Annotated in this window: 13 protein-coding genes; 4 read left to right on the plus strand and 9 right to left on the minus strand. The window is 66.5% G+C overall.

Going from position 1 to position 12,254, the window contains the following annotated elements; all coding sequences use genetic code 11:
* The first annotated feature begins 12 nt into the window (after positions 1 to 12).
* Positions 13 to 1,899: a glucans biosynthesis glucosyltransferase MdoH gene (gene mdoH, locus M529_RS26715; protein ID WP_021316351.1), complete on the plus strand. Its 1,887-nt coding sequence runs from the start codon at positions 13 to 15 to the stop codon at positions 1,897 to 1,899.
* Between the two features lie 7 nt (positions 1,900 to 1,906).
* Here the strand turns inward: mdoH and M529_RS26720 are convergent, their stop codons facing one another.
* From M529_RS26720 to M529_RS26745, 6 genes are all read right to left on the minus strand, one after another.
* Positions 1,907 to 2,191 carry a DUF2218 domain-containing protein gene (locus M529_RS26720; RefSeq protein ID WP_021316352.1) on the minus strand — a complete coding sequence of 95 codons (285 nt, stop codon included), beginning with the start codon at positions 2,189 to 2,191 and terminating at the stop codon, positions 1,907 to 1,909.
* A 2-nt stretch (positions 2,192 to 2,193) separates the two neighbouring features.
* The gene (locus M529_RS26725) at positions 2,194 to 2,817 is read right to left on the minus strand and encodes a PadR family transcriptional regulator (RefSeq protein WP_021316353.1); all 624 of its coding nucleotides are present in this window, start codon (positions 2,815 to 2,817) and stop codon (positions 2,194 to 2,196) included.
* Between the two features lie 131 nt (positions 2,818 to 2,948).
* Complete coding sequence (locus M529_RS26730; RefSeq protein WP_021316354.1) at positions 2,949 to 4,193, minus strand: threonine synthase; 1,245 nt, start codon at positions 4,191 to 4,193, stop codon at positions 2,949 to 2,951.
* A 117-nt stretch (positions 4,194 to 4,310) separates the two neighbouring features.
* A complete protein-coding gene (gene grpE, locus M529_RS26735) occupies positions 4,311 to 4,865 on the minus strand; it encodes a nucleotide exchange factor GrpE (protein ID WP_021316355.1) in 555 nt (184 codons plus the stop codon).
* Positions 4,862 to 5,905: a heat-inducible transcriptional repressor HrcA gene (gene hrcA, locus M529_RS26740; protein WP_021316356.1), complete on the minus strand. Its 1,044-nt coding sequence runs from the start codon at positions 5,903 to 5,905 to the stop codon at positions 4,862 to 4,864. Before hrcA ends, grpE begins: the two co-directional genes overlap by 4 nt.
* A gap of 64 nt (positions 5,906 to 5,969) precedes the next feature.
* Positions 5,970 to 6,500 carry a DUF6438 domain-containing protein gene (locus M529_RS26745; RefSeq protein ID WP_236617631.1) on the minus strand — a complete coding sequence of 177 codons (531 nt, stop codon included), beginning with the start codon at positions 6,498 to 6,500 and terminating at the stop codon, positions 5,970 to 5,972.
* Between the two features lie 79 nt (positions 6,501 to 6,579).
* Here M529_RS26745 and rph point away from each other — a divergent pair, with 79 nt between their 5' ends.
* Both rph and rdgB read left to right on the plus strand, forming a co-directional pair.
* Positions 6,580 to 7,296 carry a ribonuclease PH gene (gene rph / locus M529_RS26750; RefSeq protein WP_021316358.1) on the plus strand — a complete coding sequence of 239 codons (717 nt, stop codon included), beginning with the start codon at positions 6,580 to 6,582 and terminating at the stop codon, positions 7,294 to 7,296.
* A 118-nt stretch (positions 7,297 to 7,414) separates the two neighbouring features.
* On the plus strand, positions 7,415 to 8,086 hold the full coding sequence (gene rdgB / locus M529_RS26755; RefSeq protein ID WP_021316359.1) for an RdgB/HAM1 family non-canonical purine NTP pyrophosphatase: 672 nt from the start codon (positions 7,415 to 7,417) through the stop codon (positions 8,084 to 8,086).
* A 6-nt stretch (positions 8,087 to 8,092) separates the two neighbouring features.
* On the opposite strand, the gene M529_RS0124025 is transcribed toward rdgB, so the two are convergent.
* Entirely contained in the window at positions 8,093 to 8,656 is a 564-nt protein-coding gene (locus tag M529_RS0124025; RefSeq protein ID WP_051184005.1) for a CAP domain-containing protein, read from the minus strand.
* 103 nt (positions 8,657 to 8,759) lie between these two features.
* Here M529_RS0124025 and hemW point away from each other — a divergent pair, with 103 nt between their 5' ends.
* Entirely contained in the window at positions 8,760 to 9,935 is a 1,176-nt protein-coding gene (gene hemW, locus M529_RS26760; RefSeq protein WP_031294121.1) for a radical SAM family heme chaperone HemW, read from the plus strand.
* A gap of 15 nt (positions 9,936 to 9,950) precedes the next feature.
* Here the strand turns inward: hemW and M529_RS26765 are convergent, their stop codons facing one another.
* Together M529_RS26765 and M529_RS26770 are read right to left on the minus strand one after the other, a co-directional pair.
* Entirely contained in the window at positions 9,951 to 11,642 is a 1,692-nt protein-coding gene (locus M529_RS26765) for a M56 family metallopeptidase (protein WP_021316362.1), read from the minus strand.
* Positions 11,639 to 12,007, minus strand: coding sequence for a BlaI/MecI/CopY family transcriptional regulator (locus M529_RS26770; protein ID WP_031294123.1), 369 nt, complete (start codon positions 12,005 to 12,007; stop codon positions 11,639 to 11,641). The genes M529_RS26765 and M529_RS26770 overlap by 4 nt, the downstream gene beginning before the upstream one ends.
* Between the last annotated feature and the right edge of the window lie 247 nt (positions 12,008 to 12,254).

The raw sequence follows: 12,254 nt of genomic DNA on the forward strand, positions 1-12,254 counted from the left end.
GGCGGGTTAACAATGACGACGTTCAAGGGTATTCGCACCTCCATGGCTGACATGGAACCAGCGCCCCGCGCCTTCGAAAAGGTGCCGCCGGAAGCGCCGCTGGCGATGCCGGTGCAGGATTTCGGCACGCGGCCGGAGGTGCTGGTGCGACGCCGGTTCAACATCGACCTGTGGGCCCGCCGCCTGCTGGTCGTGCTGCTCGCCCTGCTCCCCGCGTCGATGGCCGCGCATGAGATGCGCCGCTCGATCGGCCTCGACGGCATCTCCTTCTGGGAAGGGGTCTATCTCGCTCTTTTCATCCCGCTCTTCGCGTGGATCGCCTTCGGCTTCGCCACCAGCCTGATCGGCTTCCTCCTGCTGACCGTCTCCCGCCGCAAGGGCATTCGCCCCGCAGCGCTCCACGCCAGCCGCCCGCTGCAGGGCCGCACCGCTATCCTGCTGCCCGTCTGCAACGAGGATTTCCTGGAAGTGCTGGGCCGCGTCTCCATCATGGAGCGCTCGCTCGACCAGGTGATGGGCAAGGAGCGCTTCGAATTCTTCATCCTGAGCGACTCCAACGCCGAGAATGGCGAGACCGAGCGGCAAGCCTATCTCGAGATGCGGCAGGCCTTCTCCCGCCCTGTCCACTATCGCCGCCGCGCACTGAACATCGGTCGCAAGCCCGGCAACATCGCCGAATGGGTGCAGCGCTTCGGCGGCGCCTACGACCATATGATCGTGCTCGACGCCGACAGCATCATGAGCGGGCAGACCATGGCGCGGCTCGCCGTCGATATGGAGCTGCACCCGCATGTCGGCCTCATCCAGACGGTGCCGACGGTGGTCGGCGCCGCCACCCTGTTCGCCCGCTGGCAGCAGTTCGCCAGCCGCCTCTTCGGCCCGATCTCGGCCGCCGGCATGATCTGGTGGGCCGGGTCGGAAGGCATGTTCTGGGGCCATAACGCAATCGTGCGCGTGCGCGCCTTCGCCCAGAGCTGCGGCCTGCCCGAACTGCCCGGACGGGCGCCCTTCGGCGGCCATATCCTCAGCCACGACATGCTGGAGGCCGCGCTGCTTCGCCGCCGCGGCTGGGACGTGCACATGGTGACGGCCGACGACAGCTTCGAGGAGTTCCCGCCCTCGATGCCCGATCTCTTCACCCGCGACCGGCGCTGGTGCCAGGGCAATATCCAGCACGTCCCGCTGATCGCGAAGATCGCCGGCATGCACCCCGTCAGCCGCTTCCAGCTGTTCGTGGGCGCGTCGGCCTACTGCACCTCGCCATTGTGGCTGCTGCTGATGCTGGTCGTGCTGGGCGGCGCGCTGGCAGGACTCTGGCCCCCCGCCGCGATCCTGCCGTCGGGCAGCCTGCTCGGGCTGACGGCGGTGCTGCTCTTCGGTCCCAAGTTCCTGGCCGTGGCCTGGGCCATGGCGGATCCCGCGCGGCGCATCGGCTTCGGCGGCGCGGCCCGGATGCTGCGCGGTGTCTTCGCCGATATAGGCCTGTCGATCCTGATGGCGCCGGTCAGCATGCTGACCCAGACCATCAACCTGTTCAGCATCATGATGGGCCGAAAGGCGTCCTGGAACGGGCAGACCCGCGATCGCGACGGCATGGCGATAACCAGCGCCATCTGGCTGTTCAAATGGCATATCCTGCTGGGCGCCGGCCTCACCGCCCTGGCGCTGGCCTCGGGCACTTCCTTCGGCTGGATGGTCCCGGTGGTGCTCGGCCTCTTCCTCGCGCCGGTTCTGGCAGCGGTCACGGCCCGCAAGGATCTGGGACGCCGGGCGGAAGAGAAGGGGCTGTTCCAGGTCGCCGAGCCGTGGTGGCGGACCCAGAACTATCGCCCGCTGCGCTATCGCTGGCCCGACGCCGACCGGATGCGGGCGCTGGCCGTTGCGGCGAACGACCGCTGAACGGAAACTAGCCCTCTGCCCAGTCGAACGGGAGCGGCGCCTCACGGAAGGCGAAGCGGTCCAGATGCTCGGCGACGACCTGCTTGAAGCGACCGACGTCGGCATCCGCTTTGGGTTCCAGCCTGACGGTCAACGCTTCTGCGTCGGCCTTGAGGAGGATCGGCCCCATAGGGAAGCCGATCCACCCCTCTTCCGCGTCGAACGCCGTCTCGAACTTGTGCCCCCAATGTTTGCAAAGCTGCTGGAGGTAGCGGCTGGCATGCGCCGTGGGCACCGTTGCGACGATCGCCATGGTCAAAGCCTTTCGATCCTGCGCGCCGCCTCGTCGATCAGGGCCGCGACGTCGAACATCGTGTCGGCATCGGCACCTTCCTTCTCCAGGCGCGCACGCACGGCCAGACCCAGATTGTGCATCGCCCGGCGCACCGGCGCTCCGTCGGTGCGCTCCGCCTTGCTCGCGAGCGAAGCCAGGCGATCCATGGCTTCTGTAACGGCCTCGGCCTGTTCGGCGAGATGGGCGGTGCCCGCATCGGTGATCGCGAACAGCTTACGGCTGCCCTCGCCCGGCTGCTCGGCAATCAGCCCCATGTCAGCCAGCAGGGTCAGCGTCGGATAGACGACGCCCGGGCTGGGAGCGTAGATCTCGCCCGAGAGCGCCTCGATCTCGCGGATCAGATCGTAGCCATGGCGGGGCACGTCAGCGATCAGCTTCAGCAGGATGAGCTGGAGCGCGTCATTGGTAAACAGCTTGCGCCGTCCTCCGCCCGGCCCTCCGTGCCGGCCGCCGCCCATGGGGCCGCCGAAGCCGCGGCCAAAACCGCCGCCCCGTTCCATGAAGCCGGGACCGAAGAAGCGGGCGTGGTCGCCCTGTCCATGACCGCAGCGGCCATGGAGATGGTGGGAATGGAAATGCATCATTGCACCTTTCATATGTGTCATGATGCATTTAGATATATCTTATGTTCTGATCGCGCAAGGGATAAGATATATCTTTTTATATCTCAAGCGCGTGGTGAGCAGCCCCTCCCCTGAAGGAGGGGCGAAAGGAGCTAAAGCGCCGCGAAGTCGATCGGCGCGTGGCGATCGAGGGTACGGGACTGGTCCTCCAGCGGATATTTGAGGCCGCTGGCGCAATTGAACAGCACGACCCGCGCGTCGCGGGCGATCAGCCCCTCGTCCAGTGCCCGCTGATAGGCCGCAAGGGTCGCCCCGCCCTCCGGGCACATCAGCAGCCCGTCGTCCCGGGCGACGTCGCGGACCGCGGCCGCGATGGCCTCGTCCGAGACCGCGAGCGCCGCACCGCCGCTTTCCCGCACCGCGCGCAGGATCAGGAAGTCGCCGACCGCACGCGGCACGCGAATACCCGATGCGATGGTGTGGGCATTCTCCCAGCGCGGCGCGAACTCCTCCCCTGCCTCGAAGGCGCGGACCATCGGTGCGCAGCCTTCCGCCTGCACCGCAAACATCTTGGGGCGCTTCGATCCGATGAAGCCGATCTTCTCCAGCTCGTCGAACGCCTTCCACATGCCGATCAGCCCGGTGCCGCCGCCGGTGGGATAGAAGATCGCGTCGGGCAGCTCCCAGCCGAGCTGCTCGGCCAGCTCCAGCCCCATCGTCTTCTTGCCTTCGATCCGATAGGGCTCCTTGAGCGTCGAGAAATCGAACCAGCCCCGCTGCTTCGCGCCTTCGCCCACGATCGCTCCGCAATCGTCGATCAGGCCGTTGACGCGATAGACGCGAGCGCCCTGCGCCGCGATCTCCCGCACGTTCACCTCCGGCGTGTCGGCGGGGCAGAAGATGATCGCCTCCATGCCCGCCACCGCCGCATAGGCGGCCAGCGCCGCGCCCGCATTGCCGTTGGTGGGCATGGCGACCTGAGTCACGCCTAGTTCCTTCGCCATGGAAACCGCCATCACCAGCCCGCGCGCCTTGAACGAGGCGGTAGGCAGGCGCCCTTCATCCTTGGCGAGCAGCGTGCCCGAGCCACCGATACGCGCCGCGGTGCGCGGCAGGGGGATGAGCGGCGTCGCCTGCTCGCCGAGGCTGACGATATTCTTCGTGTGGCGAACCGGCAGCAGTTCGCGCCAGCGCCATAGATCCATCGGCCGGGCGGCCAGCGCGTCCTTCGTCAGCGCGGCCTTCACGCCGTCGAGGTCGTAGCGCACGAGCAAGGGCTTGCCCGCCGCCGAGAGGCCGTGCAACCGGTCTGCCTCATAGCGCTCGCCGGTCAGCGAGCATTCGAGGTGGGTGACGAATGTCGGGCGATCGATGGTGAGGTTGAGATCGTGGCGCACGTGAAAATCCCCGTTCGCCCTGAGCCTGTCGAACCGTAGGTCGGCGAAGCCAACGGCTGCACTTCTTCAAGGAAAGAACGGGGCTTCGACAGACTCGGCCCGAACGGAGAAGAGAGCTTATTCCGGCTTCTTCGCCACGCTGACCAGCGCCGGGCGCAGCAGGCGGTCCTTGATGGTGTAGCCTGCCTGCATCTCGACCAGGATCGTGCCCGGTTCGGCATCGGCGGAGGGGACTTCCATCATCGCCTGGTGCTTGTTCGGGTCGAGCGGCTGGCCGACCGACTCCAGCTTCGCGATGCCGTTGCGGCCGAACACGGCCTCGAGTTCGCGCCCGGTCGCTTCTAGGCCCGTCACCAGCCCCTTGAACTTCTCGTCCTCGCGCAGATCGGCGGGGATCGCCGACAGCGCGCGGGAGAGGTTGTCGGCGACCGACAGCATGTCGCGCGCGAAGGAGGTCGAGGCATAGGCGCGGGCATCGGCCAGCTCCTTTTCCAGACGACGGCGCACATTCTGCGTCTCGGCATGGGCGTAAAGCACGTCCTGCTTCGCCGCGGCCAGATCGTTCTCCAGCGTCGCGATGCGTTCGGCCACGGGGTCGCCCGCGGGCGCCTCGTCCTCCGGAAGCTGGTCCACGACTTCGGTGTTCTCGATATTCTTGGTGTCTTCGCTCATCTCATCAATCTCGACAGCGTCTGCGCAGTGAAGTCCACCATGGGGATCACCCGCGCATAGTTCAAGCGTGTAGGGCCGATCACGCCGACCACGCCCACTACCCGGCCGTCACCGCCCCGGTAAGGCGCGGCTATGACCGAAGAACCCGACAGGGAAAAGAGCTTGTTTTCCGAGCCGATGAAGATTTTGGTCGCGTTCCCCGCCAGAGCCCCCTGCAGAAGGCCCAGAATCTCCTGCTTGCTCTCGAGCTGCTCCAGCAGCAGCCTTACACGCTCCAGGTCGGCGGCGGTGCCGTCGTCCAGCAGATGCGACTGGCCGCGCACGATCAACACCGGGCGGTCGTCCGCGTCGTGCGACCAGATCGCGATGCCCCGCGCCACAAGGTCGCGCGCTGCTCCGTCCAGTGCGCCGCGTTCCGCCTCCAGCTCGCGCCGCAACGCCTCGTTCGCTTCGCGCAGGGTGAGGCCGCCGAAACGCGCCGACATGAAGTTCGCAGCCTCATGCAGCATGGAAGGGGTAACGCCGTCGGGCAGGTCGAGCACCCGGTTCTCGACCGATCCGTCCTGCCCCACCAGCACGGCGAGCGCCTGCCGATCGTTGAGAGGCACGAATCCGAACTGCCGCAGCATGGGCTCGCGCTTGGGAACCATTACAATACCCGCACAGGCCGACAAGCCCGAAAGCGCGGCGGTGGCGGCGGAGAGCGCCTCCTCAATCGGGCCGCCTTCCGCCAAGCCGGCCTCGATCGCGCGGCGCTCCTCGACCGAGGGCTCGGCGGCCTGCATCATGCCGTCTACAAACAGGCGCAGCCCGGTTTCGGTGGGCATCCGTCCTGCCGAAGTGTGCGGCGCGGCGAGCAGCCCCAGCTCCTCCAGATCCTGCATCACGTTGCGGATCGATGCTGGTGAGAGGCTGAGCGTAGGCAGGCGGCTGATCGTACGCGAACCCACCGGCTGACCGGTCAGCAGATAGCTTTCCACCACCAGCCGGAAGACGTCGCGCGCGCGTTCGTTGAGCTCGGAGATCGGGGTGACCGCCATGCCGCTTATCTAGGGGAGAGGGCGGCGTTGCTCAAGCTGGAAGGACAAGGCCTCTGGAAGGAAGTCACCCTTTGACCGACTGCTTCAGCATCGGCTCGATATCGAGCAGCTTGGGTATCGCGGCGATGGCGGTGCGCAGCCTGGCATAGCGCGCGTCCATGCAGCCCGACTGGAACTCCAGCCGGGTCGGCTTCCCCGCGCCCCGCGCCCATTCGACGGTGTAGCCGGGCATGTCGGTGGCGAAGCGCACGCAATTCTCGCCATTGGCAATGCGCCGCTCCGTGCCGGTAGCCGGACGATAGGGCGCGAGGAGCGTGCGCAGGCGGCGGTATTGCACCGGGGTAACGGTAAAGCGGGTCGGTCCGGGCACTGCGGTGAAGCGCTGCGGCTCCAGCAAGCCCGACCCGTCCGGCGTCACGCGCAGCGTGTAGCTGGGGCAGGCGCCGAAGCAGGGGCCGGCGGTGAAGCGGATGACATCGCCCGGCGCGCGCGGCGGCTCCAGCTCCGCCTCCCGATCCGTTACGCAGCCCGCCAGCATTACCGCACCAGCCGCTATGATGATCGCCCGCATCCCCATATCGTCTCTCTTATCCATCTTTTCCTGGCTTGCCACTGGCAAGACGCCGCACCCGGCGCTAATCCCCACCGCCTGAACGCTTCGGAGTTAGAATTTTATGCGTCCTTCCGGCCGCGCGCCCGACCAGATGCGCGACATCACCATGGAGCCCGGCTTCACCATCCACGCCGAAGGCAGCTGCCTCGTCAGCTTCGGCGACACTCGCGTGCTCTGCACCGCTTCGGTCGAGGAGAAGGTGCCGCCCTTCCTGCGCGGCAAGGGGTCGGGCTGGGTGACGGCCGAATATGGCATGTTGCCCCGTGCCACCCATATGCGCGGATCGCGCGAGGCCGCCAAGGGCAAGCAGTCGGGTCGCACCCAGGAGATCCAGCGCCTGATCGGCCGGTCGCTGCGCACCATCGTAGATCTCAAGAAGCTCGGCGAGCGTCAGATCGTGATCGATTGCGATGTGATCCAGGCGGACGGCGGCACCCGCACCGCCGCCATTTCCGGCAGTTGGGTCGCGCTGCGCATCGCGATCGACAAGCTGCTTGCAAGCGGCGCCCTGACGGAAGACCCGATCATCCAGAAGGTCGCGGCGATCAGCTGCGGCATCTATGAGGGGACGCCGGTGCTCGACCTCGACTATGCGGAGGACAGCAACGCCGAAACCGACGCCAACCTGATCCTGACCGGCGACGGCAAGTTCGCCGAGGTGCAGGCGACCGCCGAGGGCGCCGCCTATGACGAAGAAGAATTGCTGCGGCTGCTGCGGCTCGCGCGGATCGGCTGTGCGAAGATCTTCGCGGCGCAGGACAAGGCGACGGGACGGTAAACGGTCATCACAAGGAATGCCGTCATGCCGGGCTTGACCCGGCATCCCGCTTCCCTTTGACTGACGTGAAGAAAAGCGGGATCCCGGCGCAAGGCCGGGATGACGAAAAGGGCGATTGATGTCGGACGATTTCGGACAGGAACAGGCGATCCGCAAGCTGGCGCCCGGCCGGCTGGTGATCGCCAGCCACAATGCGGGCAAGGTGCGGGAGATCGGGGAACTGCTGGCCCCCTTCGGCATTGAGACGGTGTCGGCCGCCGCGCTCGACCTGCCGGAGCCGGAAGAGACCGGCACCACCTTCATCGCCAATGCGGAGCTGAAGGCGATGCAGGCGGCGGACCTTTCCGGCCTGCCTGCACTGGCCGACGACAGCGGCCTGTGCGTAGATGCGCTGAACGGCGATCCGGGCATCTTTTCCGCCCGCTGGGCGCTGGGCGATCCGGGATTGCCGGGGGTAGAGCCGCAGCAAGGCACGGTAGGCCGCGATTTCGACCTTGCGATGCGGCGCGTGTGGAACGCGGTCGAAGCCAAGGGGCCGGATGCCAGCCATGACGCGCATTTCGTCTGCGTGCTGGCGCTCGCCTGGCCCGATGGCCATGTCGAGGCGTTCGAGGGCCGGGTCGACGGAACGCTGGTCTGGCCGCCGCGGGGAAATCAGGGCTTCGGCTACGATCCGATGTTCGTGCCGCTGGGGCATGAGATCAGTTTCGGCGAGATGGAGCCCGAGAAGAAACACGCGATGAGCCATCGCGCCGACGCATTCGCAAAGCTGGTAGCAGCGGTGTTCTGATCGCCGTCAGTTCCCGCCGGGCATGACGGGAGCGCTGGCATGCTGCGACCCATCCAGCGGGGAAGCCGGCGCATCTTCGTCGAGCGGCCCCTTGCCGAAGGAATTACCGGCCGGATAATAACGGCAGACCAGATAGTCGAATTGCTCGCTCTCGCCGAGCGCGCAGCCGACCTGCCGGGTGCCACGCCAGATCATCTGAGTATAGTGGCCGACATCTTGCCAGCGGCTCGTAACGCTGAAGGCTGGCAGTTTCTCGCCAGGACGGAACATCTCCCTTTCCTTCAGGAAGGTGTCGGCCATCATGGCATAGCTGTAAACACCGCGAACTCCCATCCAGATGTTCTCGCCGCTGGGTATGGTGCGCATGGTACGGGCGGAATGACGGAAGGCGCCGGTGCGCGCCATCTGCGCCGCGTAGCGCGCGGCATCTGAGGCCAGCGCCTCGTCCCAGGCAAGCGGCGGCAGTTTCCAGGCGTCCCGTTCCTCATTGTGCGCCGTCAGCATGGCATCACGCAGCTGCCGGTCCGATCGCTCTGCCTCTTCCATGCCATAGTAGGCAGCAGGCCTCATGGAGGAACCCGCTCGCACCGAGTCCGCCGCCATCGCCTGCCCTGCCGCCAGCAACGCCAGCGCTGGCCCTGCGGCCCCGATCAGTCTACGGAAGCTCCCGCCCATGCCATCCCCATTCGCCCTGCCCCCATCAGCATCCGCCGATCCTATCGCACTTTACGTGCATTGGCCATTCTGCGTGTCGAAATGCCCCTATTGCGACTTCAACAGCCATGTGCGCGAGCAAGTAGACATGAGGGCGTGGCGCGACGCGCTGCTGGCCGACCTCGCCCATGAGGCGGCACTGACCGGCGGGCGCCCTCTATCCTCCATCTTCTTCGGCGGCGGCACGCCTTCGCTGATGCCGCCTTCCACGGTTGCCGCGCTGATCGAGGCGGCGGGCCACCACTGGCGGATGACGAACGATGTCGAGATCACACTGGAGGCCAATCCCAGCTCGGTAGAGGCAGCACGTTTCGCGGACCTGGCAGCGGCAGGGGTCAACCGCGTGTCCCTGGGCCTGCAGGCGCTCGACGACACCGCACTGCACTTCCTGGGACGGGCGCACGATGTCGGCGAGGGGCTGGCAGCGCTGGACGTTGCGCAATCCGTGTTCGAACGGGTGAATTTCGACCTCATCTATGCACGCCCAGGACAGACCGAGGCGGAATGGGAGGCCGAGCTGACAAAGGCGCTGGGCTTCGGGACGGATCATCTGTCGCTCTACCAGCTTACGATCGAGCCCGGCACGCGCTTCGCTACGCTCGTGGCGAAGGGTGATTTTACGCCCGCCGATCCGGATCATGCCGCCGACCTCTACGAACTGACGCAGGGGATAACGGCAGCGGCGGGCATTCCCGCCTATGAAATCAGCAACCATGCCCGGCCCGGTCAGGAAAGCCGGCACAATCTCACTTACTGGCGCTATGGCGACTATGTCGGCGTGGGGCCGGGCGCCCATGGCCGGCGCGGCGGATTGGCGACGCTGCGGCACAGGAAACCGGAGAACTGGACGAGCGCCCTGGCGCGCAACGGGCACGGATTGCAGAGCGAGGACGCGTTGAGCGGTGAGGACCGTGCGCGCGAAGCGCTGCTGATGGGGCTTCGCCTGCGAGAGGGCGTCAACCTCGACCGCATTGCTGCCCTGTCCGGCCTCCCGCCTGCGCAGCTCGTGGACACCGATGCGATCGCGCGCCTGAGGCGGCTCGGCCTTTTGTCGCAGGATCAGGCAGCACTGTACGTCGAACCGGCGGGCATGCTGCTACTCGACGCGATCCTGCCGGAAATTGTCAGGGTCTAACTGGCCAGAGCAACCTCAATCGTCGAGGCCGTCCAATTCCCGGCGCATGTCGGCGATCTCTTCATCGATGTCGTGCAGGGCTTCGCTGCGGGCCTTTTCTGGCATGGAAGTGTTACGCGCGATCATCGCGCGGGAGGTACGCAGGCCGTTCAGCGCAGCCATGTGGGCAGAACGTTCGCTGTGCCGGGCGTTACGCTCCGCATTCGCCGCGATTCGCTCTGCCATGCGTTCCGCCGAACGTGCCTGGGCCTCGGCGATCCGGCCGGCACGCTCCGCCTGGCGTCCAGCAGCCCGCGCCTGGCTCTCGATCGCTGCCTGACAGATCCGAACCCGGATGACGCGGCGGCCATCGGCGTTCACGCTCTCGCGCCGCGAAACTGGCTCATCCCCCTCGCAGCCCTCGCGCACGTCTACCTGCGGGACCCGGCGCGCGATCTCAGCAGCATCCGGAATGCGATGGGTTTCGACCCGGCCATCGCGATGACGCACGGTGATGCGGCCATTCTCGCTATGCACCGAGACAGGAGGGATCGGTGGCATCGGCGGCACGGGCGGCACCATGTCGACGGCCGGGACGGGGGGTACGGGCGGCGCTGCGGGGACGGATGGAACCGGCGGAATGGCGATGTCGCCCTTGGCGAACTTCGACGCGGCAGGCGCGGCCGGGGCAGCAGGAGCCTCGGGCGCTTGCGGTACGTCCGCCAAGCTGGCCTGGGCAGGCTGAGCGACAAAGTCGCTCAGGCGAGCGAAGTCAACATCGCCAACCTTTTCGGTAATGGCCGCCATTTGCTGCGCGGCGCGGCTGCCCGACGCTGTAAGAGCCAGGCCAGTGGCGGTAACGAGGCCGACGGCGGCCATTCCCCAGCTGATGCGCTGAAGAGAGCTTTCATGGGTGGACAGCATCTTGAGCCTCCCCTTCAGGGTTGCAAGTCGGGTGAGATGACAGGCGCCGGCGACCGGGCGGCCACCGGCCGCCTTCAAAATGGCGCGGCCATAGGCATGGGCCTGATCCTGGCCGTAGAGCGCCAGCACGCGGGCGTCGCAGGCCAGTTCCTGGTCCGCCCGATAAGCGCGATAGGCGATCCAGGCGATCGGATTGCACCAGTGCAGCGCCAGCAGCCCCAGCGCCACCATGTTGGCAGCCAGATCACCCCGTTCATGATGGGCGCGCTCATGGGCGATCGCCATCTCCTGCTCCTGACTGTCGTAGCGCAGGGCGAAATCGACGGGCAGCACGATCGTCGGGCGCAGCACGCCGAAGGCGAGTGGGCCCGCAGCGGCCGGGCTGGTGACGATACGCAGCCGCCCCTCCTCCCCGACTAAGGTCGATCCAAGCAGAATCTGGGCGCGGAAACGAGCATATCCGACCGTCTGCAAGACCAGGAAGGCAAGCGTGCCCAGCAGCCATATGCCAACACCGATCTCCAGCCAGGGGATTGAGGGGGCCGACTCCACCGCTGCCGGCAGCGAAGCGGAAGCCGGCGCGAACAGCATGGGCAGGCCGACCTGGTCGACGGCGGCCTGCAACGGCGAGGGGTCGGCGACTTCGCGCGGAATGACCGGCAACAGCATCCGCGCCAGCGGCAGCAGCCAGAGCGCATAGGCCGCGCCCGCCCCCAGCCAGCGCGCCACCGGCCGCCGCAACATCATCACGAGCGCCATTAGCAAGGTGGTGGCGATCAGCGTCTCGGCCATCCATACGCTCATGACTTCAATCCCTTCAGGATGTCCTCAAGCTCAGCAATGTCTTCCGCCGTCAGCTGGTCCTGTTGCGCGAACTGGGCGATCAGCGGTGAGACGCGGCCGCCGAACAGGCGGTTGACCAGCCGACCGGATTCGCTCGCGACATAATCGTCACGCGCAATCAGCGGGCGATAAAGGAAGCGGCGGCCATCCTGGTCGGCGGCGATCACCTCCTTGGCCATGAGACGGGACAGAAGCGTCTTTACCGTCTGCACGCTCCAGTCTCTCGCGCCAGCGACGCGATCGGCGACGTCGTTGGCAGTCTGTGGCGAATGCTCCCACAGCGCCTCCATCACCACCAGTTCCGCTTCGCTGATCTTCTCGCTCACGCCGTCCCGACTCACGCTGGATTTCATCTACAGCTGTAATCGCACTGATTACGTCTGTAGTCAATAGCGAGAAGCAAAGCGTCGGTGGGGTTTACAGCGGGAACAAGACAGCTCGCTGCGTTAACCCTCGAAGGCAAGGAAATGCCGCCTTTTCTGCGGCTTGGCACGCGGATTGCGAGGAAAAGAGTGTTCCACCGTTCAACTATCCGGGGGATGCCGGCAGTCTCCGCCGCATCCCCCACCCGGT

The organism is Sphingobium ummariense RL-3, assembly GCF_000447205.1.
GTDB classification, from domain to species: Bacteria; Pseudomonadota; Alphaproteobacteria; order Sphingomonadales; family Sphingomonadaceae; genus Sphingobium; species Sphingobium ummariense.

What these genes read in the sequence shown, in the direction of transcription:
- mdoH (WP_021316351.1), top strand. Translation starts at nt 13, where the DNA reads ATGACGACGTTCAAGGGTATTCGCACCTCCATGGCTGACATGGAACCA.
- M529_RS26720 (WP_021316352.1), bottom strand. Translation starts at nt 2,191, where the DNA reads ATGGCGATCGTCGCAACGGTGCCCACGGCGCATGCCAGCCGCTACCTC.
- rdgB (WP_021316359.1), top strand. Translation starts at nt 7,415, where the DNA reads ATGTCGGACGATTTCGGACAGGAACAGGCGATCCGCAAGCTGGCGCCC.
- hrcA (WP_021316356.1), bottom strand. Translation starts at nt 5,905, where the DNA reads ATGGCGGTCACCCCGATCTCCGAGCTCAACGAACGCGCGCGCGACGTC.
- rph (WP_021316358.1), top strand. Translation starts at nt 6,580, where the DNA reads ATGCGTCCTTCCGGCCGCGCGCCCGACCAGATGCGCGACATCACCATG.
- hemW (WP_031294121.1), top strand. Translation starts at nt 8,760, where the DNA reads ATGCCATCCCCATTCGCCCTGCCCCCATCAGCATCCGCCGATCCTATC.
- grpE (WP_021316355.1), bottom strand. Translation starts at nt 4,865, where the DNA reads ATGAGCGAAGACACCAAGAATATCGAGAACACCGAAGTCGTGGACCAG.
- M529_RS0124025 (WP_051184005.1), bottom strand. Translation starts at nt 8,656, where the DNA reads ATGAGGCCTGCTGCCTACTATGGCATGGAAGAGGCAGAGCGATCGGAC.
- M529_RS26725 (WP_021316353.1), bottom strand. Translation starts at nt 2,817, where the DNA reads ATGATGCATTTCCATTCCCACCATCTCCATGGCCGCTGCGGTCATGGA.
- M529_RS26745 (WP_236617631.1), bottom strand. Translation starts at nt 6,500, where the DNA reads ATGGATAAGAGAGACGATATGGGGATGCGGGCGATCATCATAGCGGCT.
- M529_RS26765 (WP_021316362.1), bottom strand. Translation starts at nt 11,642, where the DNA reads ATGAGCGTATGGATGGCCGAGACGCTGATCGCCACCACCTTGCTAATG.